This is a genomic window from Nocardiopsis protaetiae (genome assembly GCF_045446735.1).
Lineage (GTDB): Bacteria > Actinomycetota > Actinomycetes > Streptosporangiales > Streptosporangiaceae > Nocardiopsis > Nocardiopsis protaetiae.
On the sequence record NZ_JBJJBV010000093.1, the window covers coordinates 1 to 22,243 of the forward strand.

21 protein-coding genes are annotated in these 22,243 nt (G+C 74.5%); 15 read left to right on the plus strand and 6 right to left on the minus strand.

Translation table 11 applies throughout. The features are described 5' to 3' along the window. Positions 1-1,091: SDR family NAD(P)-dependent oxidoreductase (locus ACJOT3_RS15815; protein WP_406973416.1), on the plus strand; the 1,091-nt coding region annotated here is incomplete at its 5' end. Positions 1,092-1,244: 153 nt separating this feature from the next. Here the strand turns inward: ACJOT3_RS15815 and ACJOT3_RS15820 are convergent. Then, positions 1,245-2,795, minus strand: a complete 1,551-nt coding sequence (locus tag ACJOT3_RS15820) for an aromatic amino acid lyase (RefSeq protein ID WP_406973418.1) — start codon at positions 2,793-2,795, stop codon at positions 1,245-1,247. Positions 2,796-2,958: 163 nt separating this feature from the next. Between ACJOT3_RS15820 and ACJOT3_RS15825 the strand changes: the two genes are divergently transcribed. The 5 genes from ACJOT3_RS15825 to ACJOT3_RS15845 all read left to right on the plus strand — a co-directional run bounded on the left by ACJOT3_RS15825 (position 2,959) and on the right by ACJOT3_RS15845 (position 7,390). Continuing rightward, complete coding sequence (locus ACJOT3_RS15825; protein ID WP_406973420.1) at positions 2,959-3,687, plus strand: IclR family transcriptional regulator; 729 nt, start codon at positions 2,959-2,961, stop codon at positions 3,685-3,687. A 73-nt stretch (positions 3,688-3,760) separates the two neighbouring features. Then, a complete protein-coding gene (locus ACJOT3_RS15830; RefSeq protein WP_406973422.1) occupies positions 3,761-5,017 on the plus strand; it encodes an ABC transporter ATP-binding protein in 1,257 nt (418 codons plus the stop codon). Next, positions 5,014-5,667, plus strand: coding sequence for an ABC transporter permease (locus ACJOT3_RS15835; RefSeq protein ID WP_406973424.1), 654 nt, complete (start codon positions 5,014-5,016; stop codon positions 5,665-5,667). The genes ACJOT3_RS15830 and ACJOT3_RS15835 overlap by 4 nt, the downstream gene beginning before the upstream one ends. Beyond that, positions 5,664-6,431 (plus strand): ABC transporter permease, encoded by a 768-nt coding sequence (locus ACJOT3_RS15840; RefSeq protein ID WP_406973426.1) that lies wholly within the window; start codon positions 5,664-5,666, stop codon positions 6,429-6,431. The genes ACJOT3_RS15835 and ACJOT3_RS15840 overlap by 4 nt, the downstream gene beginning before the upstream one ends. 29 nt (positions 6,432-6,460) lie before the next feature. Next, positions 6,461-7,390 carry an ABC transporter substrate-binding protein gene (locus ACJOT3_RS15845; RefSeq protein ID WP_406973428.1) on the plus strand — a complete coding sequence of 310 codons (930 nt, stop codon included), beginning with the start codon at positions 6,461-6,463 and terminating at the stop codon, positions 7,388-7,390. 231 nt (positions 7,391-7,621) lie between these two features. Here ACJOT3_RS15845 and ACJOT3_RS15850 read toward each other — a convergent pair whose 3' ends face one another. From ACJOT3_RS15850 to ACJOT3_RS15860, 3 genes are all read right to left on the minus strand, one after another. Then, entirely contained in the window at positions 7,622-8,122 is a 501-nt protein-coding gene (locus tag ACJOT3_RS15850; protein ID WP_406973430.1) for a DUF2975 domain-containing protein, read from the minus strand. 676 nt (positions 8,123-8,798) lie between these two features. Beyond that, positions 8,799-9,560 (minus strand): MBL fold metallo-hydrolase, encoded by a 762-nt coding sequence (locus ACJOT3_RS15855; protein WP_406973432.1) that lies wholly within the window; start codon positions 9,558-9,560, stop codon positions 8,799-8,801. A 96-nt stretch (positions 9,561-9,656) separates the two neighbouring features. Beyond that, entirely contained in the window at positions 9,657-10,247 is a 591-nt protein-coding gene (locus ACJOT3_RS15860) for a TetR/AcrR family transcriptional regulator (protein ID WP_406973434.1), read from the minus strand. 118 nt (positions 10,248-10,365) lie between these two features. Here ACJOT3_RS15860 and ACJOT3_RS15865 point away from each other — a divergent pair, with 118 nt between their 5' ends. Further along, a complete protein-coding gene (locus tag ACJOT3_RS15865) occupies positions 10,366-11,622 on the plus strand; it encodes an MFS transporter (protein ID WP_406973436.1) in 1,257 nt (418 codons plus the stop codon). A 53-nt stretch (positions 11,623-11,675) separates the two neighbouring features. Here ACJOT3_RS15865 and ACJOT3_RS15870 read toward each other — a convergent pair whose 3' ends face one another. After that, positions 11,676-12,887 carry an acyl-CoA dehydrogenase family protein gene (locus ACJOT3_RS15870; protein WP_406973438.1) on the minus strand — a complete coding sequence of 404 codons (1,212 nt, stop codon included), beginning with the start codon at positions 12,885-12,887 and terminating at the stop codon, positions 11,676-11,678. A gap of 2 nt (positions 12,888-12,889) precedes the next feature. Then, positions 12,890-14,125 carry an acyl-CoA dehydrogenase family protein gene (locus ACJOT3_RS15875; protein WP_406973440.1) on the minus strand — a complete coding sequence of 412 codons (1,236 nt, stop codon included), beginning with the start codon at positions 14,123-14,125 and terminating at the stop codon, positions 12,890-12,892. A 390-nt stretch (positions 14,126-14,515) separates the two neighbouring features. Between ACJOT3_RS15875 and ACJOT3_RS15880 the strand changes: the two genes are divergently transcribed. From ACJOT3_RS15880 to ACJOT3_RS15915, 8 genes are all read left to right on the plus strand, one after another. Continuing rightward, the gene (locus ACJOT3_RS15880; protein WP_406973442.1) at positions 14,516-15,667 is read left to right on the plus strand and encodes a hydroxymethylglutaryl-CoA lyase-like TIM-barrel protein; all 1,152 of its coding nucleotides are present in this window, start codon (positions 14,516-14,518) and stop codon (positions 15,665-15,667) included. Between the two features lie 75 nt (positions 15,668-15,742). Beyond that, on the plus strand, positions 15,743-15,925 hold the full coding sequence (locus ACJOT3_RS15885; RefSeq protein WP_406973444.1) for a hypothetical protein: 183 nt from the start codon (positions 15,743-15,745) through the stop codon (positions 15,923-15,925). Between the two features lie 3 nt (positions 15,926-15,928). Further along, positions 15,929-16,777: an ATP-grasp domain-containing protein gene (locus tag ACJOT3_RS15890; RefSeq protein ID WP_406973446.1), complete on the plus strand. Its 849-nt coding sequence runs from the start codon at positions 15,929-15,931 to the stop codon at positions 16,775-16,777. Beyond that, positions 16,774-17,832 carry an N-acetyl-gamma-glutamyl-phosphate reductase gene (gene argC, locus ACJOT3_RS15895; RefSeq protein ID WP_406973448.1) on the plus strand — a complete coding sequence of 353 codons (1,059 nt, stop codon included), beginning with the start codon at positions 16,774-16,776 and terminating at the stop codon, positions 17,830-17,832. The genes ACJOT3_RS15890 and argC overlap by 4 nt, the downstream gene beginning before the upstream one ends. Further along, positions 17,829-18,623, plus strand: coding sequence for an amino acid kinase family protein (locus tag ACJOT3_RS15900; protein WP_406973450.1), 795 nt, complete (start codon positions 17,829-17,831; stop codon positions 18,621-18,623). The genes argC and ACJOT3_RS15900 overlap by 4 nt, the downstream gene beginning before the upstream one ends. Before the next feature lie 12 nt (positions 18,624-18,635). Further along, on the plus strand, positions 18,636-19,199 hold the full coding sequence (locus ACJOT3_RS15905; protein ID WP_406973452.1) for a glutamine amidotransferase-related protein: 564 nt from the start codon (positions 18,636-18,638) through the stop codon (positions 19,197-19,199). 52 nt (positions 19,200-19,251) lie between these two features. Further along, a complete protein-coding gene (locus ACJOT3_RS15910; protein ID WP_406973454.1) occupies positions 19,252-20,364 on the plus strand; it encodes a Glu/Leu/Phe/Val dehydrogenase dimerization domain-containing protein in 1,113 nt (370 codons plus the stop codon). Then, positions 20,361-22,243, plus strand: a 1,883-nt coding sequence (locus ACJOT3_RS15915; protein WP_406973456.1) for an AMP-binding protein, incomplete at its 3' end; no start/stop codon positions are given. The genes ACJOT3_RS15910 and ACJOT3_RS15915, both read left to right, overlap by 4 nt.

Sequence of the window (22,243 nt, forward strand, 5' to 3'; positions counted from 1 at the left end):
GGGCCCGGGGCGGGACACTCCCCTGGGCCGCGGCCGGTGCCGCGCTGGGAGTCGGCGCGGCGGCGCTGGCCCCGCGGCCGCACACCACCCGGCTGGCCGGAAAGGTCGCGCTGGTCACCGGCGGTTCGCGCGGTCTGGGCCTGCGGCTGGCCCGCGAGTTCGGCGAGCGCGGCGCGTCCGTGGTGATCTGCGCGAGGGACGGCGGCGAACTGGACCGGGCCGTGGCCGACCTGGAGGGGCGGGGCGTGCCGGTGCGCGCCGTCCGCTGCGACGTGCGCGACCCCGACGGGGCCGAGCGCCTGGTCCGGGAGGCGGAAACGGCCTTCGGGCACCTGGACTTCGTGGTCAACAACGCCGGGATCATCCAGGTCGGACCCCACGAGGTGCTCTCGGAGGAGCACTTCCGCGAGGCGATGGAGACGATGTTCTGGGCTCCGCTGCGCGTCTCCCGGGCGGCACTGGGCCCGCTGGCCGAGACCGGCGGCCACCTGGTGAACATCACGTCCGTCGGCGGCCGCCTGAGCGTGCCGCACCTGCTGCCGTACTCCTGCGCCAAGTTCGCCGAGGTCGCCCTGTCGGAGGGGCTGGGCGCCGAGGTCGCCCGCCGGGGTGTGCGGGTGACCACCGTGGTGCCGGGGCTGATGCGCACCGGTTCGCACCGGGCCGCCGTGTTCACGGGCAACGCCGAACGCGAGTACACGTGGTTCGCCCTGGGCGCCGGGCTACCGCTGGTCTCGACGGACGCCGGGCGGGCGGCCCGCCGGATCGTGGAGGCGTCCGCGCGGGGGCGCTCCCACCTGGTGCTCACGCCGCTCGCGGGGGCGGTGGTCGTCGCCCGGGGGCTGTCCCCCTCGCTGGTCCAGTGGGCCATGCGCGTCATGGCCGGGGTGCTGCCCGGCCCGCCCGAGCGGCCCGAGGAGAAGAGGGGCGCGCTCGCCGACGCGGGCCTGGTCAACGGCGCCGTGCGGACGGCCGCCGTGCTCAACGAGCGGGCCGCCGCCGACCTCAACCAGGAGCCGCGGCACAACGGCCGGTCACCCGGCCGCGGGCGGAAACGGGAACGGGAGACCGTGCCGGGAAAGGACCGGTGACCGGGATCGCCGCACCCTCGACAGCGTCCCGGAACCCGCCATGCCGCCGGACGTCCGGCGGAGTCCCGGGAACCGGGCAGGACCCCGGCGACCGGCCGCGGTGTCCGCCGCCCGGTGGACACACCGACCGGGACCCCTGCCGCCGCCCGGCCCTCAGCAGCCGACGGCGGTATCCGCCGCCCGGTCGGGCGCGGGGGCGGGGACCCCGCTCAGCGGGGCCACCGGTCCGGCGGTCGCGCCGGGCCGGGGCAGCAGGTCCGCCAGGGGTTCCAGGGAGCGTTCGGCCGCGTCCAGGTCCCGTTGCAGGTCGCGGTCGGCGGCATCGCCCGGGCGGGCTCCCCGCGCCTCCAGGATCAGGGACGCCCGGCGCAGCGGCGCCGGGAGCCCGGCCGGGGCCCGCAACGCCAGGGCGCGCGCCGCGACCAGCAGCTCGCAGGCCAGCAGCGGGCGCAGCGCCGTGATGGCCGCGTCCAGCTGCTGCACCGCCAGCGGGGCGAAGCTGGCGTCCTCCTCCGTCCCCCGGGACAGCACCACGGTCTCCAGGGAGGCCGGCACGGCGGCCGCGCGCAGCGCGCCGTAGGCCGACCCGGCCGTGTACTCCAGGATCATCGTGCCTGAGGACCCGGCCGGTCCGGTCGCCAGGAACGCCGGCAGCCCGGTGACCGCCGGGTCCGACAGCGCGCGCAGCCGCCCCAGCAGGGCGGGCGCCGTCTGGGCCAGGGCCAGGCGCAGGGCGTCCGAGCGCAGGGTGAGCGCCGCCATGTGGAACCCGCCGTGGTGCACGGCCCGGGTGTGCCCGGTCCCGGCCCCGATGATCAGCGGGTTCTCCTGCGCGGCCGCGGACAGGGCGCCGACCAGCCCCGCGATCTCGTCCAGCGCGTCCACCAGGACGCCCTGCACCTGGGGTGCGGTGCGGAACCCGAAGGGGTCCTGCACCCGCGCGGGTGCGGGCAGCGCCGGGCCCAGGAGGTCGCGCAGCCGGCGGGCGACCGTGGCCGCGCCGGGGGACGCGCAGGCGCGGGCGGCCTCGGGGGAGAACGCCTCGGTGTTCGCGCCGACGGCCGCCGCGGACATCGCGGTGATCACCGTCGCGGCGCGCACCAGGGGTTCCAGGTCGGCGACCGCGAGCGCGGTGCGGGCCAGGGTGAGGGCGCTGCTGCTGATCAGCGGCAGCGCGTCGGTGTCGGGGAGGTCCTGCGGCGGCGTCCAGGGGGCGGCGGCCGGGCGCTCCCCGAGCAGGGTCAGCGCGGTACCGGCCAGGGCGGCGAGGTCGCCGGTGCCGACGGTGCCGTGTTCGCGGACGGTGGGCAGGGCTCCGGCGTCGAGCATGCGCACCAGCGCGCGGGCGGTGCCGGGCGAGACCCCCGAGCCCCCGGCGGCGATCTGGTTGACCCGGACGATGAGCATGGCGCGCACCACCGGCTCCGGGAGCGGGCGTCCCGCGGCGGCGGCGTGGCTGCGCAGCAGGCGGCGGCCGTGGCCGTCGCCGTCGCCGTCGCCGGAGGGGTCCACGCTGACGGTCCGGTTGGCGCCCACCCCGGTGCTGCGCCCGTAGACCGGTCCGCGGGCGGCCGCCTCGCCCGCGCCGTGGTGGGCGGCGGCGATGCGCCGCAGGGCGGCGGGGGTCAAGGAGACGGGTTCGGCGGACCGTGCCGCGTCGGCGATGCGCCCGCAGTCCAGGGGTGATCCGTCCAGGCTCAACATGCCCGCCTCCATCGGTACGCGTGTGACGTGGGGAACACCTGCCTCTTCCCTCCTCGACTGGAGTATGTCATTCTGCTGCCAGATGGCAAAAGGCTTCCATCAGATGAAAATGCACCGGGTTTCGTTCGGGCCTCGAACGGACCAGGACCGAAGGGAAACACCCGTGGCCGAGTCGACGCGCACCGTCGAACGCGCACTGGAGCTCCTCGCCGTGGTCGCCGAGCGCGGCCCCGTGTCCCTGACCGAGTGCGCCCGCGACACCGGTCTCGCCCCCAGCACGGCGCTGCGCCTGCTGCGCACCCTGGAGTCCACCGGGTTCGTCGACCGCGGCGACGACGGCGCCTTCAACCCCGGCCACCGGCTGATCGGCATCGGCGCCAAGGCCCTGGGCAACGACTCGCTCATCGCCCTGGCCCAGCCCTCCCTGGCCGAGCTGGCCCGCCAGACCGGCGAGTCCGGCTACCTGTGCGTGGGCACCGCCGACCAGGGTGTCCTCTACATCGCCCAGGCCGAGGGCAACCGCACCATCCGCCACGTCAGCTGGGTGGGGCACCGCTTCCCCCAGGACGGTTCGGCCGTCGGCCTCGCCCTGCGCGGCGAGGTCCCCCCGGGCGGGTACGTCTCGGTCGCCTCCGTGGTGGATCCCGAGGTCATGGCGCTGGCCGCCCCGATCCGCTCGGCCGCGGGGATCGTCGCCGCGCTCAGCGTGGTCGGCCCCGCCTTCCGCCTGGACGACGAGCGCATCGCCGAACTCGGCGCGCTGCTGACCGCCGAGGCCGACCACGTGTCGGGGCTGCTCGGCGCCGTCCAGGACGCCGACGGCACCGACAACGGCGAGGCCGATGAGAAGGACGGCGAGGACACCGACGACGAGAAGGAAGGCGGGTCGTGACCCCGCCGGGGCGCCCGCGCCTTCGCGCGCACCGGCCCCGACCCGCACCGGCAAACCCCCTCAGGAGCACCCGATGATTCGATTCGACCAGGTCACCAAGGCCTACCCCGACGGCACCGTCGCCGTCGACGGCCTCGACCTGACCGCGCCCACCGGCAAGACCACGGTGCTGGTCGGCCCCTCCGGCTGCGGCAAGACCACCTCCCTGCGCATGGTCAACCGGCTCATCGAGCCCAGCTCGGGCACCGTGCTGCTGGACGGCCGCGACACCGCCGGGCTCGACACCGCGGAACTGCGGCGCGGCATCGGCTACGTCATCCAGAACGCGGGCCTGTTCCCGCACCGGACCGTCGCGGACAACATCGCCTCCGTCCCCCGCCTGCTCGGCTGGAACCGCCGCAAGGCCCGGGGCCGGGCGCTGGAACTCCTGGAGCTGGTCGGCCTGCCCCTCTCCTACGCCGACCGCTACCCCGCCCAGCTCTCCGGCGGCCAGCAGCAGCGGGTCGGCGTCGCCCGGGCGCTGGCGGCGGACCCGCCGGTGATGCTCATGGACGAGCCGTTCAGCGCGGTCGACCCGGTGGTGCGGGCCCGCCTCCAGGAGGAGTTCCTGGCGCTGCAGCGGGAGATCGGCAAGACCATCCTGTTCGTCACCCACGACATCGCCGAGGCCGTCACCCTCGGGGACCGGATCGCGGTGCTGCGGGTGGGCGGGAGGCTCGCCCAGTTCGCGCCGCCGCACGAGCTGCTCACCCGGCCGGTGGACGACTTCGTCGCCGACTTCGTGGGCCGCGACCGCGGGTACCGGGCGTTGGACTTCGCCGCGCCCGCGGCCCTGGAGGCGCGGCCGGAGAACACGGTCCGGCTGGGCGCGTCCCTGGAGGAGGCCCGCGGGGCGGCCCGCGACGGGTGGGCGCTGGTGGTGTCGGACGCGCACCGGCCGCTGGGCTGGGTCGACGTGACGGCCACCGGTCCCGGCGCGGCCGGGTCGGACCCGGTCCGGCGGGAGCACCTGGTGCTGGGCGGCACGACGGCCTGCGGGTCGGGGGGCCTGCGCGAACTCCTCGACGCGGCGCTCTCCTCCCCCTCGGGCCGGGGCGCCGTCACCGACGACGCCGGAACCCTGACCGGCACCGTCACCCCCGAGGACGTGGTCAGGGCCATCACCGCGGCACGGGCCGAGGCGGCCGCGCGGGCCTCCGTGGCCCCGGCCGGAGCGACCGCGGAGCAGGCCGGCCCCGCGGCGGGAGGGCCCGCCGAGGCGGCCGCGCGGGAACCCGGCGGGACCGCCGCGGGCCGGCGGACCGACGCCCCCGCGGAGGAGACCGCATGATCGCGCTGCGCTGGCTCTCCGACAACGCCGGGATCATGGCCGAGTACTTCCTGGCGCACGTGTGGCTGTCCCTCGTCCCGCTGCTGCTCGGCCTGGCGGTCGCGCTCCCGCTGGGCTGGGCCGCCCACCACTTCGGGTTCCTCTACCGGCCGCTGGTCGCCGGGTCCGCCCTGCTCTACACGCTGCCGTCGCTGGCCCTGTTCGTCCTGCTCCCCCAGGTACTGGGGACGCGGATGCTCGACCCGGTGAACATCGTGTGCGCGCTGACCGTCTACACCGTCGCCCTGCTGGTGCGCGTGGTGGCCGACGGCCTGGCCGCCGTGCCCGAGGAGACCGTGCGGGCGGCGGACGCCATGGGGTACCGGCCCGTCCAGCGCTGGCTCCTGGTCGAACTCCCGGTGGCCGTGCCGGTCATCGCCGCGGGGCTGCGCGTCGCGTCGGTGTCCAACGTGAGCCTGGTGTCGCTGGGCGCCCTGCTGGGCATCCCGCAGCTCGGCTCCCTGTTCACGCTGGGCTTCCAGCTCGGCTACCTGGTGCCGATCACGGCCGGGATCGTCCTGTGCCTGCTGCTCGCCTGGCTGCTGGACGGCCTCATCCTGGCCGCGGCCCGCGCGCTGACCCCCTGGAAGAGAGCGGAGACCACGGCATGAACCTCCTCGACTGGTTCGCGGACCCCGCGCACTGGGTCGGCCCCGACGGCATCCCCCGCCAGGTCCTCACCCACCTGATGTACTGCGTCATCGCCGCCGCGGTGGCGCTGGTGATCGCCCTCCCGGCGGGCCTGGTCATCGGGCACACCGGCCGCGGCGCGGTGGTCGTCGCCGGGCTGGCCAACGCCCTGCGCGCGCTGCCCACGCTGGGCCTGCTCATCGCGGCGGTGCTGCTGGTGTCCCCGCACGTGGGGTCGCAGCTGGCGTTCACGGTCCCGGCCCTGATCGTGCTCGTGGTGCTGGCGATCCCGCCCATCCTCACCAACGCCTACGCCGGGGTGGTCGCGGTGCCGCCGCAGGTGCGCACCGCCGCCCACGGGATCGGGATGCGCCCCTGGCAGGTGCTGCTGACCGTGGAGCTGCCCTGCGCCCTGCCGCTGGTCATCTCCGGGGTGCGCAGCGCCTCGCTGCAACTGGTGTCCACGGCGACCGTCGCCGCGTACGTGTCGCTGGGCGGGCTGGGCCGGTACATCATCGACGGCCAGGCCCAGCTGGACTACACGCAGATGCTCGCCGGGGCGATCCTGGTCGCCCTGCTGGCCATCGTCGTGGAGGCGCTGCTGCTCCTGCTGGAGCGGGCGCTCGTCTCCCCCGGCCTGACCGGGCGCCTGCGCCGGCTCCCCGACCCGGACGAGGAACCGGCCGCCGTTCCGGCCGCCGTGCAGGCCGAGGCGACGGCCCCGGCCCCGGGGCGGGCGTCGTGAACACTCCCCGCAACCCCCAGGAGACTCCCATGACCCCTCGACGAACGCTGCGCGCGGCCACGGCGCTGGCCGCCGCCCTGGGCCTGCTCGCGGCCACCGGCTGCGGGCTCGGCTCCGACCCGCTGGCCGCCGGGGAGAGGGTGGACCGCGACGGCTCGGGCACGATCGTGGTCGGCTCCGCGAACTTCCTGGACAGCCTGCTCATCGCGAACATCTACGCCGAGGCGCTGCGCGCCGAGGGCTTCGAGGTGGAGGAGCGGTTCAACATCGCCAGCCGGGAGGCGTACGTGCCCGGGCTGATCGACGGGTCCATCGACCTCATCCCCGAGTACAGCGGGGCGCTGTTGCAGTACGTGCACCCCGAGACCGGGGTGACCGCCGACGCGGAGGTGCTGGCGGAACTGGAGGTGCGGCTGCCCGAGGGGCTGGCCGTGCTGGAGGCGTCGGAGGCGCAGAGCAAGGACGTGCTGGTCGTCACCGGGGACACCGCCCGGGAACACGGGCTGGAGACGGTGTCCGACCTGGTGCCGCTGGCGGGCGAGATGACCCTGGGCGGGCCGCCGGAGTGGAAGACCCGGCACAACGGCATCGTGGGGCTGCGCGAGGTGTACGGGCTGGAGTTCGCGAGCTTCGTGGCGCTGGACGCGGGCGGTCCGCTGTCGCTGAACGCGGTGACCAACGGGCAGGTGGACGTGGTCGACCTGTTCACCACGGACCCGGCCATCGGCGAGCGGGACCTGGTGATGCTGGAGGACGACCGGGGGTTGTTCCTGGCGGAGAACATCCTGCCGCTGATCCGGGAACAGGCGGTGGACGAGGAGGCGCGGGCGACCCTGGACGCGGTGTCGGCGCGGCTGAACACCGACGACATCCGGGAGATGATGGGCCGGATCATCTCCCAGCGGGAGAACCCGACGCTGGTGGCGCGGGACTGGCTCACCGCCAACGACCTGGCCTGAGCCGTGCTCGTGAGGGCGGGGTCGGTCGTGGCGCGGCCGAGGGCGGGAGCGGGGCCCGGAGCCTGCGCGAACCGGATCGACGAGCGGATCGACCATCCGCTTCGACCGGCCGAAGCGCTCGACCAAGCCACCCAACTGGATCACCTATCCGTTTCACCGCACCGAAGCTCTTGACCGGATGACCCATCCACTTCGGCGCATCGAATCAGCCGACCGGATCGATCATCCGGTTCAGACGACCTCGGACATCTCCGACTGGAGCTCGGTCGCCTTGCGCAGCAGCCCGCGCATGAGGACGAGCAACAGGGCGAAGGCGATACCCCCGGCGGTGGTGACGAAGGCTGCGCCCAGCGCGCCGATCAGTTCCATGCCGTCGGCGGGCGAGGGGATGTCCTCGTCGACCAGCAGGTGCACGGTGACCCCGGCGGTGAGCAGGGACGCCGTGAGGGTGGCGCCGATGATGACGTCCACCCAGCGGAAGGCCCGGCGGGTGAAGATCGCGTCGCGCTCGACCATCGCGAGCAGCGCCCACACGGCGATCAGGGCGACCTGCACGCAGGCGACGCCGAGGATGGCCAGGACGACGTAGGGGAGTTCGTAGGGGGCGTAGGGAGGGAAGCGTTCGACCTCGTCGGCGGCGGCGGTCGGGATGACGACGATCTGCCCGAAGAGGCCGACGAGGATCGCCATCGCGACACCGGCTCGCAGGACCAGGGTGATGTAGCTGTTCATATATCGATTGTCGATAGATATCTATCGAAAGTCAATAGATCGCGCGCATCTTGTCCACTCCGAGTAGACAGCCGTGAACCCCCTACGGTTCGCCCCGATCCGTGATCCCTGACCGCCCCATGCCATACGCGGCCACCCCACACCCCGGACACGCCCCCAGAGACCCCGTAACCCTCGGTCCGGCCGCCGTCCAGATGGACACGGCCACGGCCACACCCCCACCGCCCCGAACCGGTGGCCTCCTGTCGGCACCCCGACCCCGAATGGCCGCCCCACGGCACGGACATCACGAGCGCCCTCGGCAAGCCCCTGCCGCCGGTCCTTCAGGTGGCGGGGCACTGCGGCGCGGATGATCTCCGAGGTCCCCGGGCGGCCCGCCCCTACTCGATTCCGCGTTCGATCGCCTGCTCGGCCGCCCGGATGACCCCGGACATCGCCACCGCCGCACAACCCCGCAGCCCTCGATCCGACCATCGTCCGGATGACCACGGGCACGGCCACGGCAGCAAAATCCCACTGTCCCCGAACCGGCGGCCTCCTGTCGGCGCCCCGACCCCGCATGGCCGCCCTGCGGCGCGGACACCACGAGCGCCCTCGGCAAGCCCCTGCCGCCGGTCCTTCAGGTGGCGGGGCACTGCGGCGCGCATGGTCCCGGAGGTCCCCGGGCGGCCCGCCCCTACTCGATTCCGCGTTCGATCGCCTGCTCGGCCGCCGCGCGCGGCCCGCCCGTGAAGGGGTCGCCGTGGCCGGGCAGCAGCACGGCCTCCTCCCCCAGTTCCGCCACCCGTTCCAGGGAGGCCAGCGCGTGGTCGCCCTTGTGCGTGGACATGCGGCTGATCGTGGTCGGCCCCTTGCGGCCGGTCGTGGGGTCGTAGGTGACCAGGGCGTCCCCGGTGAACACCACCCCGCGCTCGGGCCAGGCGAACATCGAGCTGCCCGGGGTGTGCCCGGGTGCGCCCACCACCCGCGGGCTTCCGGGCACCGCCTCCAGCACCTGCCCGTGGACGAACGTCGAGTGGACCGGGACGGGCGGCGCGTTGAACGCCCCCGACCCCTCCAGGTGGGCGAGCAGCCGGGCGGCCCGCGGGCGGCGCAGCAGGTAGGGCAGCATCGAACGTTCGGGCGGGGCGTGCACCATCGCCTGCGCGGGGCCGCCGCCCAGCAGCGGCGCGTCGTCCTCGTGCACCCACACCGTCGTTCCGGGGTGGTCCAGGGCCCGGGCAGCCAGGCCGATGTGGTCGGGGTGGCCGTGGGTGAGCAGCACGGCCTTCAGCCGCCCGCCCACCCGGGACACCGCGTCGAGGAAGGCGGAGCTGTGCGTGGGCAGTCCGGCGTCGACGAGGACCAGGCCCTCGTCGGTGTCCATCAGGTAGAAGTTCACTACCTCGTCGCCGAGGCGGAAGACACCGGGGACGACCTCGTCGGGGATGTTGCCCATGGATTCCTCTCGCCGACCGAAGGAGCAGGCCGCCCACCTGGGACGTCCCCCTTGTTCTCTACCGGAGCGGCCGCCGAAGATGGGCGAACGACACCCTCAGCCCGCCGCCGGGCCCGGCCCGGGGCCCGCGGCCGGACCGCCCGCCGGAACGGTGGTGATGCGGGCGACGGCGTCCGCGGTCAGCGCGCGGTCGTGGGGTTCCAGTTCCAGGGCGCGGTGGATGGTCAGGCCTTCGATGAGCGCGTCGACCTGGCGTGCGGTCAGCGGGTCGAAGTGGAGTTCCAGGGCGCGCCGGCTGCGCAGCATCCACGCCCGGGTGAGTTCCCGGTAGGCGGGGCGGCGGGCCGCCAGGGTGTACAGCTCGTGGGTGAGGACGAGTTCGCGGGGGGAGGTCATCATCTCGTCGTGGACGAGGGCGGTGACGGCCTCGCGGGCCTCGTCCAGGGTGCGCGCCCGGACGAGCCGGTGTTCGAACCGGCGGCTGAGGTCCTGGGCGAAGCGGGAGAACACTTCGCGCAGCAGTTCGTCCATGCCCGCGAAGTGGTAGGTCATCGAGCCGAGCGGGACCTCGGCGCGGGCGGCCACTTTGCGGTGGGAGGTGCCGGCCACGCCCTCCTCTGCGATGAGGTCGGTGGCGGCGGCGATGATGCGTTCTCTGCGTTCGGGGTCCACCCGTCCGGTCGCCACCCTCGCTCCTCTCCGCCGCCGATGGGGACGGGGCCATTCTTGCGGATACCTGGGAGTGTACGATCGTACGCAGCGGGTGTACGGTCGTACACCTCTGTTGTTCCCCGTGGAGGACCCCATGACCGCGCCGGAATCCCCCGCCGCACCCGCCGGGCGCGCGCCCCTGGACCCGAGCGTCCGCCGCGCCCGCGCCGCGGTGTCGCTGCTGTTCCTCACCAACGGCGCGCTCTACGCCAACCTCGTCCCCCGCTACCCCGAGATCAAGGCGGCGCTGGAACTGGGCAACGCCCAGTACGGGCTGGCCATCGCGGCGTTCCCGGCGGGCGCGCTGGTCGCGGGGATGGCGGCGGGGCCGGTCATCCGCCGGTTCCGGTCCTCCCGGGTCGCGGTGTTCGGAACGGTGCTGACCGCGCTGTGCATGCTCGGCGCGGCGGTGGGCCCGACCTGGGCGCTGCTGGCGGGGGCGCTGTTCCTGGCGGGGGCGTGCGACGCGATCGTGGACGTGGCCCAGAACGCGCACGGGCTGCGGGTGCAGCGACTGTACCGCCGGTCGGTGCTCAACTCGTTCCACGCGCTGTGGAGTGTGGGCGCGGTGACCGGCGGGCTCATGGGCGCCGCGGCCACGGGGCTGGGGGTGTCCCCGGGCCTCCACCTGGCGGCGGCCGCGGTCCTGCTCTCGGCGATGGCGCTGACCGCGTACCGCTGGACGCTGCCGGGCCCGGACCGCGAGGAGACCACCGAAACGGATAACGAATCCGCGGGAGCGGAACGCGGCGCCGGCGGTGCGACATGGGCCAAGTACGCGATCCTGGCGGCCCTGGCCGTCATCTCCATCGCGGGGATCATGGTGGAGGACGCGGGCAGCACCTGGGGCGCGGTGTACCTGTCCGGCCACCTGGGGGCGACGGTGTCGCTGGCGGCGTTCGGCTACATCGCCCTGGTGGGGGCACAGTTCATCGGCCGCCTGGCGGGCGACGGGCTGACCGACCGCTTCGGCCAGCGCGCGGTGGCCCGCGCGGGCGGTGCGATCGCCGCGCTGGGGCTGGGGACGGCGCTGCTCTTCCCGAGCGTCCCGGGGACCATCCTCGGTTTCGCGGCCGCGGGGTTCGGCGTGGCCACGCTCATCCCGTCGGCCATGCACGCGGCGGACGAGCTGCGCGGGCTGAAGCCGGGAACGGGGCTGGCGCTGGTGAGCTGGCTGATGCGCGTGGGGTTCCTGTGCTCGCCGCCGGTGGTCGGCGCGATCGCCGACGCCACCTCCCTGCGCACGGGCCTGATGGTGGTCCCGCTGGTCGGCCTCGCCGTGGTGGTGCTGGCGGGCGTCCTCGCCGACCGCTCCGGCCGCGCCCCCGGCGGCCCCGCCCGGCGCCCATAAGCCCCGGCCGGAGCCGCCCCGGAGGCCGCCGGGGGCGGCTCGGGCGGCGGGGGTCAGGGGCCGTCGAGGCCGGAGGGGTCGCGGCCGAGGCCCGCGGGCGCCACCCAGTCGAACTCCGCGTAGACCGCCGGGCCCAGGCCCGTCGACTCTGCGACCTGCTCGCGCAGCCGGTTGGAGGTGAACCCGCCGATGACGTTCATCTCGGCGTCCCGGTACAGGCGCTCCACCTCGTGCCCCCTGGTCACACCGGCCGCCCCGTGGATCTGGACGGCGCGCACCACCACCCCGACCGCCATCTCCGTCGCGTAGATCTTGAGCTTGGCGATCAGGTCCCGGGCCGAGCGTCCCGCGACGCGCTCGTGCAGGGCCCGGCGGGCGAGCAGCCGGGCCGCGTCGATCTGGGCGCGGGACTCTGCGAGCTGGGCCTGCACCCCCTCCATGTGCGCCAGCGGACGGCCGAACGAGACCCGTTCCTTGGCGTGCCGCACCGACGCGGCCAGCGCCGACTCGGCGATGGCGATGGCCGAGAACGAGGTCTTCAGCCACCCCCAGGCCATCCCCTCGGCCAGTTCCCCGAAGGGCACCGGGACGACGTCGGCCGCGGCGACGTGCGCGTCGGTGAAGACGATGCCGCCCCAGGGCATCCCCCGCAGCCCCATGTGCGGGATGTCGTAGCGGCGGACGCCGGGCTGGCGCAGGTCCACGAAGGCCAGGCACCAGTCGGGCCCGTCGTCCCCCGGCGGCTTCTCCCGCCGGGCCAGGGTCACGGCCACGTCTGCGACGGGCGCGTTGGAGATGCGCGACTTCTCCCCGCTGATGTAGAACCCGCCCCCGGGCGCGTCGGCCGGGCGCACCGTGGTCCGGAACGTGGAGGCGTCGCTGCCGGCCGTCGTCTCGACCACCGCGAACGCGGCCAGCCTGCGCCCCTCCACCAGGGAGCGGATCAGGTCCCCGTGCCGTTCGGTGTCCCCGTAGGTGAAGACCAGCTTGGCGCACAGCAGCGCCGACACGGTCGCCGTCCAGTAGGTGCCCGGGCAGGCCCGGGCCAGCGCCTCCAGCGCCGCGGCCTGGGTGGCGGCGCTCGCGCCGGTGCCGCCGACCTCCTCGGGGTGGAACAGCCGCAGGTATCCGCTCTCGACGATCTCCGTCCAGTTCTGCGGCGGCATCCTCCCCTCCTCGTCGGTGCGGGCGGCCCGGGCCGCGATGCCGGGGAAGTCCCACACCGTGTCGTGCGGCGGGCGGATCGTTTCGGTTCCGGTCGTCATGTTCACCCCAGTTCCAGGAGGAAGGACGCGATCACGGGTCTGAGCACCTCGGTGCCGCCCCCGGTCGCGGAGAAGAACAGTGCGTCGCGGTGGGCGCGCCCGGCCAGGTCGTCGCCGCCGGGGGCGAGCGGGCCGGACAGGTGCGCCGCGCGTTCGGCGATGTCCCGGGCGGCGGAGGCCGCGAACAGGCGGGCGGACGCGGCGTCCCGGAGGGAGGGCCGGTCGGCGGCGTCGAACCCGGCGGCCGCCCGGCGCACCACCTCCGAGGCGAGTTCGACGCGGATGGACAGGTCGGCCAGGGTGAACCGGACGGTCTGGTCGTGTGCCAGGGGCCGGCCGAAGAGCCGGCGTTCGCGGGCGGTGCCGACGGCCTCCCGGGCGAGGGCGCGCATGACGCCGATCCACGGGGCGCTGGTGAAGGTCCAGTCCAGCGCCGCCAGCAGCGGCTCCACCTCGTCCGCGGCGCCGCCGACCGTGCCCAGGACCGCGCTGTCGGGGGCGAAGCAGTCGTCGAGGACGACCCGCCCCCACGGGCAGGTGCGCATGGCGGTCGGCGCGCCCTCCCCCACGTCCAGCCCGTCCGCCTCCCGGTCCACGACGAACGCCGTGCGGCCGCCGCCGTCGAGCGCGGCGACGACCAGGAGGTGGTGGGCCACCGGGGCGCCCGCGACCAGGTCCAGTTCCCCCCGGAGCAGCCAGCCGCCGGGGACCGGCCGGGCGGTGACAGTGGGCGTCTGGGCCGCGCCCTGGGTCTGCCGCAGGGACAGGCCGCCCACCCACTCCCCCGACGCCATCCGGGGCAGGTAGTCAAGTTTGACTACATCGGTGCCGAAGGCCCGGATTGGGACGGTGGCGAGAACGGCGTGCACCACCACGGCCAGGGCCAGGCCCGGGTCCCGGGAGCCTTCTCCCAGGCCTTCGAGCAGGGCGCAGGTCTGTGCGGCGGACAGGCCCCCGCCGCCCCGGGCGAGCGGTACGAGCGGCCCGGCCAGCCCCGGCCCGGGGCCGCCGCCGGCCAGTTCCGCGAAGAGTTCGGGGTCCCACACGCGGTCGCGGTCGCGCGGGGCGGCGCTCGGCCGCGCCACCCGGTCGGCGAGTCGTCGGGCCCCCTCGGCCAGCAGCGGTTCCGCACCGACCGTGCCGGTGCCGGTGCCCGTACCTGTGCCGATATCGATACCTGTGCCGATATCCGTACCTGTGCCGGCAGCGGTGTCGACGGGGGCGTCCAGAAGCGTCATCGGATCTCCTCCCTCCTCCTCCGCGGGTTCCGGTCCGGTGCTCGGGGCGCACCGGCCGACGCGGGGAAGGGTGACGGCTCCCGGGCCGGGAGGGAATCGCGATCACCCGATTCCACCCCGCTCCCGGGAACGGACCCGAGCAAAGTATCCGACCGCCGCCGCCGGACACCGGCCCCTGAGGGGCGCACCGCACAACCCTGCCCGAAAATTTGAGCAGCCGCATTTCCCTGACACCGCATGAAGTTACTTTTCATGGATTTGACACGGCGGGCATTGCCCGTCCGGCCGCGCACCGACAACCATGTTCCTCGGCACGGCGGACACCGGATTCGGTACCCGGAACCGCTTCTCGCCACCATCCGAAAAAAGCCAGAAAGGAGCGTGAACACCATGGAAACATTTCCCGGTGAATTCTCCGAACCGGCACCGCCGCACCTGTCGGACGCGACCCTGAGGGACTCCGCGCACATGGCGGGCGTCGAGTTCGGTCCCGCCGACGCCGCGGTCATCGCCGACCTGCTCGTGCGGACCGGCGTCGACCTCGTCGAGGTGGGCATGGTGTCGGGCCCGGACTCCAAGGACGCCGACCTCATCCTCGCCACCCACGAGGCGGTGGGCCCCGAGCGCAGCATGACGCTCGTGGTCGTGCGGGACCGCAAGCAGGTCGCCACCGCGCTGGACGAGGCCGAGCGCCTGGGCGTGCGCCACATCATGTACTCCATCCCCACCTCGGAGCAGCACGCCGCGCTCAAGCTCGGCTCCCCCAGCGCCAAGTTCCTGGAGGCCCTCGCCCGGTCGGCGATCTCCCAGGCCAAGGACCGCGGCTTCCACGTCACCTTCAGCGGCGAGGACGGCGCGCGCACCCCCCGGGAGCGGCTCGTCCCCTACGTCGCGGCGGGCTTCGCCGCCGGGGCGGACCGGTTCCGGCTGGCCGAGACCGTCGCCTACCTGTCGCCCTGGCAGATGGAGGAGGTGGTCGCCGGCATCACCGCGATCGACGGCGCGGAGATCGAGATCCACTCCCACAACATGCTGGGCATGGCCGTCGCGAACTCCCTGGCGGCCCTGCGCGCGGGGGCGCGCTGGATCTCGGCGACGGTCGGGGGCATCGGCGAGCGCGGCGGCAACGCGCCCCTGGCCGAACTCCTCACCGCCCTGCGGGTCGTCCACAACGACACCCGGTTCGACCTCTCGCACCTGACCGAGCTGTCGCGCGTCGCGCTCCGGGGCGCGGGCCTGGGCGAGGCCTTCCAGTCGGGGCCGACCACCCCGCACGCCTTCGCCTACGAGCTCCCCGGGCAGTTGAACAACCCGGCGGCCTACGAGACGCTCCCCGCCGAGCTGGTGGGGAACACGCGCCGGCTGAACGTGCGCACCCGCCTGACCCCCGCACTCGTGAAGTGGGCGCTCGCCGACTCCGGTGTCTCCGTGGACACCGCCTCCTTCACCTCCTGGCTGGCCGACCGGCAGGAGCGGGAGGGCCGCCCGCTGCTGGACCGGGACGCGATCCGCAAGGCCGCCGTCGATTTCCAGGCCGCCTGAGCTTTCAAGACGCCTGAGAGCCCTTCCCGGAAAACATATTCCCACGTCAAAAGACCCAGAGTACGGAGTTCTCCCATGCCCGCCACCCTCACCGGCACCTGCCCCGAATGCGAAACGGATCTGACCGTTCCGCCGATCGTCCGGGGAGAAACCCTTTCCTGCCCCGAATGCATGCTCACGCTCCGTGTCGAGGACATCGACGGCGGGCGGCTCGACCTCGAAATGGTCGAGGTCCAGCTCCGCGATTGGGGACAGTAGGAAATGAAACACCGAATCGCCATCGTCGCGGACCGCCTGGGCTGGGAGGAGCGCCGGCTGATCGAGGCCGCCCCCGCCGCCGGGATCGACGCGGAGTGGGTCAACGACGAGTCCCTGGGGCTGGGCCGCCCGGACGCCCCGGCCGTCCGGGACCACGACCTTCTCCTCATCCGCAGCCGCAGCTACACCCGCGGCGGGCTGGCCGCCACCCTCGCCGAGGCCGACGGCGCCCGGGTCCTCAACACGGCCTCGGCCATCCACACCTGCGAGAACAAGCTGGCGCTGCGCGCGGTCCTGCGCGCCGCCGAGATCCCCGTCCCGGACTTCCGCCTGGTCCTGTCCCGCAAGGACTACGGGCGGGCCCTGGAGGAACTGGGCGCGCCCCTGGTGCTCAAGCCGGTCCACGGCGGCATGGGCAAGCGCGTGGCGCTGGTCCGCGACCCCGACCTGGCGCACTCCCTCTACGACTACGTCGAGGACCTGGGCCACGCCTTCGAGCAGGCGTGCCTGGCGGAGGAGTACCTGGGCGGCGGGTCCGTCCGCTGCCTCGTCATCGGCCGGGAGATCGCCGCCGCCGCCGAGTTCGAGAGCGCGGGGGCCGACTGGCGCAGCAACGCGGCCCTGGGCAACCGGAGCCGGGCGCTGGGCCAGGACCCGGAGGTCCGCAAGCTCGTGGACGGGGTCGTGGACCTGCTCGGCCCCGGGATCTACGGGGTCGACCTCTTCCGGACCCCCGACGGCCACCTGGTCAACGAGGTCAACCACGCCCCGGCCTGGCGCGGGGTGGACGCGACCACGGAGGCCGACATCGCGTCCTCCGTGCTGCGGTACGTGCAGGAGGTCCTGGGATGACCCGGGTGGGGATCGTCGGCGCCTCCGGGCTGGCCGGCGGCGAACTGATCAAACTCGTCCTCCAGCACCCCGAGCTCGAACTCACCTACCTGGGCGGCGACTCCAGCGTCGGGCGGCGCCCGGTCCACCTGCACCCCGGGCTCCGTCTCGACCTGGGTCTGACGGTGGAGCCGGTCGTGGCCGACACCATCGCCGAACGCTGCGACGCGGTGTTCCTGGCCACCCCCGCCCCGGTGTCGGCCCGGCTCGCCGAGGAGCTGGCCGACCGTGTCGAGTGCGTGGTCGACCTGAGCGGCGCCTTCCGCATCCGCACCCCCGACCTGCACGAACGCTGGTACCCCAAGGTCGACCGGCGGTCCGGGCTGGCCGAGCGCTTCGTCTACGGGGTGCCCGAACTCGTGGGCGACCAGCTGGTCGGCGCCCCGCTGATCTCGGTCCCCGGCTGCTACGCCACCGCCATCACCCTGGGTCTCGCCCCGCTGGTGCTGGGCCTGGGCCTGAACCTGAGGACCGTGGTGGTGGACGGCAAGAGCGGGTCCAGCGGCGGCGGCCTCCAGCTGCGCGTCCCGGACCTGCACCCCTTCCGCAACGGCGCGATCGCGCCCTACGCGCCGACCGGGCACCGGCACGCCGCGGAGGTCGGCGACTTCCTGGAACGCGGCCGTCCCGGCTCGGTCGGTTCGCTGACCATGTCGGCCTACGGGGTGTCGCACGTGCGCGGGCTGCTCGCCAGCGCCTACGTCTTCACCGACGACGAGGTGGACGGCTCCGCCCTCCAGCGGACGTACCTGCGCTTCTACCGCGGGCACCCCTTCGTGCGGGTGCGCCGCCACACCGAGACTCTCATCCCGGTCCCCGACCCGCAGGCCACCCTCGGCTCCAACTACTGCGACGTGACGGCCCTGCACGACCCGAACGGGGGGCGCATCGTCGTCCTGGCCGCCCTCGACAACCTCGTCAAGGGCGCGGCCGGGCAGGCCGTCCAGGCGCTCAACCTGCGCTATTCGCTCCCGGAGGAGACGGGGCTGTCGATGCAGCCCATGGTGCCGGCGTGAGCGCGCACACCGCACCGACCGTGGTGAAGCTGGGCGGCAGCGGCATCGAGGACTTCGACGACGCCTGGTGGGAGTCCCTGGCTGCCTACGGCCGGGAGCACCCGCTGGTCCTGGTCCACGGCTGGTCCAAGCCGCTCCGGCGGCTGCGCCCGCGGTACGGCGAGCCGTCGGCGATCCTGCGCGACCGCTACGGCAACCAGAGCCGCTGGACCACACCCGAGGTCATCGAGGACATCAAGACCGTCAGCGCCCGGCTGGGCGAGGAGGTCCTGGACCGCCTCCACCGGCACGGGATCTCCGCGGAGCGGCACCTGGGCAGCGACGGCCTGGTCAGCGCGGGCCCCGGGGAGCGCTGGTGGTGGCGGGACCGGCAGCTCGTCGAGCTGGAGAACCTGGTCGGCCCGATCACCGGCGTGGACCCCGCCCCGCTCAAGGACCTGCGCCCGGGCCACGTCCACCTGGTCACCCCCCTGGCCCGCGACGGCGCGGGCCGGGAGGTCAACACCGACGCGGACCGGGCGGCGGCCGCCCTCGCGGGCGCGGTGGGCGCCGCCGACCTGATCCTGGTCACCGACGTCACCCACCTGCTGATCGACGGGGAGCCGGTGCACCGGATCACGGCGCGGGCCGCGGCCGAGTTCCGCGACCGGGGCGCCACCGGCGGCATGCGCAAGAAGCTCCGGGCGGCCGGCGAGGCCCTGGACCGGAGCGTGGAGCGGGTCGTCATCGGCAGCGCCCCCGTCCCGGACCTGCTCTCCGGCCGGACCGGCACCGTGATCACCCGAACCTGAGGAGCCCTTGCCGTGGTGCGCCCCCGAGTACTCGTCGTCAACAACGGAACCCTCTCCCTCAAGCAGCTCCGCCGGCGGTTCGAGTCGCTCGGCTCGGACACGGAGACGGTCGACGCGGCCTCCGTGCCGCGGCGGCTCAACGGCCGCTACCAGGCGATCGTCCTGAGCGGCACCAAGGTCCGGGCCTATGACCAGGACTACTACAAACCGCTCGTCGACCTCGTCAGGGGCTCCGACGTCCCGGTGTTCGGCATCTGCGGCGGCATGCAGACCCTCGCGGTCGCCGCGGGCGGCCTCCTGGAGGAGGGGCCGCAGCGGGTCGGCGGCCACGAGGCCCAGGTCGACACGGAGGAACCGATCTTCCGGTACGTGGACCGGACGGTGACGGTCTTCCAGCGCCACACCCTCTACGTCCGCAAGGCGCCGGAGGGCTTCCGCTCCATCGGCCGCTCCGAGCACGCGCCCGTGGAGTTCCTGCGCTCCGACGACGGGCGGATCTTCGGTGCGCAGGCGCACCTGGAGTTCCGCCGCGACGGCCTGGAGATCCTGCGGGGCTTCGCGCAGCTGTACCGGTGAGGCCGCCGCGCCGGGCCGACAGAACCCGCCCCCTACCACCCGAGGACTGGACATGACCGATCTGGACAACCCCGAACCCGCGTTCGTCACCCACCTCAACGGCAGCGGCGGCCCCCTCAAGGGCTGGGTCGTCGTCGACTCCCTCGTCGACGGCCTGGCCATGGGCGGCACCCGCATGACCGCGGGTGTCACCGAGGAGGAGGTGCGCGGCCTGGCCCGCGACATGACCCACAAGTTCACGCTCGCCGGGCTGCGCATCGGCGGCGCCAAGGCCGGGATCGTGGCCGCCGGCGGCGACCGGGAGGAGACCTTCCGCACCTTCGGCCGAACGGTGAAGCCCCTGCTGCACGGCGGCATCCACCTCGGCATCGACATGGGGGTCACCCCCGCCGACCGGGCCGTCTTCTTCGCCGAGGCCGGGTACGACCCGCGCCACCGGCCGGGCGTCCCCGACATGCCCATCGACTGGCGCACCTACTACGAGCCGCTGATCGACTGCACCGGGCACGGGGTCGGCGTGGCCGCCGTCACGGCCTGGGAGGCCCGGCACAGCGGACCGGCTCGGGTCGTGATCCAGGGCTTCGGGGCGGTGGGCCGCGCCGTCGCCGGGTTCCTGGAGGAGCGCGGGCACGTCATCGTGGGTGTGGCCGACATCCAGGGGACGATCAGCGCGGAACGGCTCCCTGTGGCCGACCTCGTGGACGTCACCGACGGGTTCGGGCGGATCGACCGCTCACGCCTGCCGCTGGACGTCTCCGTGTCCGACGGGCCGGACGCCTGGCTCGACGTGGACGCCGACCTGCTGGTGCTGGCGGCGCAGAAGCACGCGCTCAACGCCGAGAACGCGCACCGCCTGCGGGCCGGGCTGGTCGTGGAGGGCGGCAACATCAGCTCCAGCGACGAGGCGCGGGAGAAGGTGGCCGCCTCGGGCGCCCTCCTGGTGCCGGGGGTGATCGCCAACATCGGCGGTGCGGCCTCCGCCGCCCTGGCGGTCACCCGGCGCGTGCCCTTCGACCTGGAGGCGCAGGCCCGCAAGGCGTGGGTGTTCGACTGGGTCGGGGACCGTGTGCGGCACAACACCCGGGACCTGCTCGATATCGCGGCCGCGCGGTCGGGCGACCCCCTTCCCGAGCTGCTGGCAGCCCGCCGGGGGGAGCTCCGATGACCTCGGTGACCGAGCCCGGCCCCGACACGGCGGCCCCGGACCGCACGACGGCTCCGAACACGGCGACGGTCCCGGACGCGACGGTGACCCCGGAGCACGGGACGGACCCGGGCACGGCGACGGTCTCGGGCGCGACGGCGGTCCCAGACCGAGCGGCGTCCCCGAACACGGCGGCGGCCCCGGACCGCACGACGGACCCGGATACGGCGGCGTCCCCGAACACGGCGGTGCCGGACGCGACGGCGGTGCCGGACGCGGCGGTGAGCCCGGAGCGGGCGGCGGAGTACCGGCGGCGCGGGTGGTGGCGGAACACCACCTTCCTGGACGACCTGCGCCGCCAGGCCCGCGAGCGCCCGCGCCGGACCGCCGTGGCGGGCCGCCGCGGCGGCCCGGCCCGCACCGACGTCCTCACCTACGCGGACCTGGAGCGGCTGACCGACCGGTTCGCCGGGGCCCTCCTGGAACTGGGCGTGCGGCGGGGCGACGTCGTCGCCGTCCGGCTGCCCGACAGGTGGGAGATCGTGCCGCTGCTGTTCGCCACCGCGGCGGTCGGCGCCGTCATCTGCCCCATCGCGCCCTCCTGCGGCGGGGAGGAACTGCGCCACCGGCTCGACATCACCGGGGCCCGGGTGTACATCACCGTTCCGGAGCCGGACCAGGGCCCGCCGGCCGACGCCGAGCACGTGGTGGTGGTCGACGGCCCCGTCCCGGCGGGGGCGGTCGGCTTCCACGAGCACTTCGTCGACGCGCGCTGGGAGGAGCGGCGCCCGGGCCTTCCCGCGGACCTGGCGCTCACCCCCGACGAGCCGTTCGTCATCCTGTTCACCTCCGGGACGACCGGCTTCTCCAAGGGCGTGGTGCACAGCCAGAACACGGTGCACGCGGGCGTCCGCGGGTACACGGACGCCTTCCTGCTCCGCGACGACCTCGTCGCCGCGGTGACCACCCCGCTGGTGCACTACTCCGGGTTCGGCCAGGGCGTCCTGGCCGGGGTGATGCTCGGCGGCACGGTCCTCTTCCAGGAGGAGCGGGACCACGCCGGGCTGCTGGACCTGGTCGAGCGGTACCGCGCCACGCTGCTGTACGGGCCCCCGCCCACCCTGTCGGGGATCGCCGCCGCGCAGCGGGCCGAACCGCGCGACGTGTCCGCCCTGCGGTACACGGTCACCGGCGCCGCCCCCGTGCTCCAGGGGCTGGTGGACGAGCTGCGCGCCGCGTTCGGGACGTCCACCTACTCGGTGTGGGGGATGTCGGAGTTCGGCCCCATCACCATCAGCCGGCTGGACTACGACCAGGACTGGTCGGCGCACAGCCACGGGCGGCCGATCGACGCCGTGGAGATCCGCGTCGACCGGTGCCAGGACCCCGGCCGCAGGGCCCCGGTGGGGCGGCTGCGGGTGCGCGGGGCCTCGCGGGCGCTCGGCTACCACGGCAGGCAGGAGGAGTTCGTCGCCGAGATCGGCGCGGACGGCTGGTTCGACACCGGCGACCTGGCCCGCGAGGACGGCCGCGGCGGCATCCGCGTTCTGGGCCGGGCCCGGGACGCCATCGTGCGCGACGGCGTCCCGGCCCCGGTGGCCGAGATCGAAGCGCTCCTGGCCCGGCACCCGCGGGTGGCCCAGGCCGCCCTGGTGGGCCCCGCGGACGGGGGCGCCGGGCCGGTCACGGCGGCGGTCGTCCCCCGCGGCGGGGACGTGCCCACCCTCGGCGAGGTCCACGCGCACCTGCTCGGGGCGGGCCAGGAGGCCCGGTTCCTCCCCGAGCGCCTGGCGGTCGTCGCGGCCCTGCCCACCACCCTCACCGGCAAGGTGCGCAAGGCCGAGCTTCGCGAACGCCTGGCCGGGGACGGCCCCTCTCCGCCGCCCGAACCCCGCCCCTG

Coding starts and splice junctions, on each gene's coding strand:
- ACJOT3_RS15885 (WP_406973444.1), top strand. CDS start 15,743: ATGCCCGCCACCCTCACCGGCACCTGCCCCGAATGCGAAACGGATCTG.
- ACJOT3_RS15875 (WP_406973440.1), bottom strand. CDS start 14,125: ATGACGCTTCTGGACGCCCCCGTCGACACCGCTGCCGGCACAGGTACG.
- ACJOT3_RS15865 (WP_406973436.1), top strand. CDS start 10,366: ATGACCGCGCCGGAATCCCCCGCCGCACCCGCCGGGCGCGCGCCCCTG.
- ACJOT3_RS15845 (WP_406973428.1), top strand. CDS start 6,461: ATGACCCCTCGACGAACGCTGCGCGCGGCCACGGCGCTGGCCGCCGCC.
- ACJOT3_RS15880 (WP_406973442.1), top strand. CDS start 14,516: ATGGAAACATTTCCCGGTGAATTCTCCGAACCGGCACCGCCGCACCTG.
- ACJOT3_RS15910 (WP_406973454.1), top strand. CDS start 19,252: ATGACCGATCTGGACAACCCCGAACCCGCGTTCGTCACCCACCTCAAC.
- ACJOT3_RS15835 (WP_406973424.1), top strand. CDS start 5,014: ATGATCGCGCTGCGCTGGCTCTCCGACAACGCCGGGATCATGGCCGAG.
- ACJOT3_RS15830 (WP_406973422.1), top strand. CDS start 3,761: ATGATTCGATTCGACCAGGTCACCAAGGCCTACCCCGACGGCACCGTC.
- argC (WP_406973448.1), top strand. CDS start 16,774: ATGACCCGGGTGGGGATCGTCGGCGCCTCCGGGCTGGCCGGCGGCGAA.
- ACJOT3_RS15820 (WP_406973418.1), bottom strand. CDS start 2,795: ATGTTGAGCCTGGACGGATCACCCCTGGACTGCGGGCGCATCGCCGAC.
- ACJOT3_RS15840 (WP_406973426.1), top strand. CDS start 5,664: ATGAACCTCCTCGACTGGTTCGCGGACCCCGCGCACTGGGTCGGCCCC.
- ACJOT3_RS15890 (WP_406973446.1), top strand. CDS start 15,929: ATGAAACACCGAATCGCCATCGTCGCGGACCGCCTGGGCTGGGAGGAG.
- ACJOT3_RS15855 (WP_406973432.1), bottom strand. CDS start 9,560: ATGGGCAACATCCCCGACGAGGTCGTCCCCGGTGTCTTCCGCCTCGGC.
- ACJOT3_RS15850 (WP_406973430.1), bottom strand. CDS start 8,122: ATGAACAGCTACATCACCCTGGTCCTGCGAGCCGGTGTCGCGATGGCG.
- ACJOT3_RS15870 (WP_406973438.1), bottom strand. CDS start 12,887: ATGACGACCGGAACCGAAACGATCCGCCCGCCGCACGACACGGTGTGG.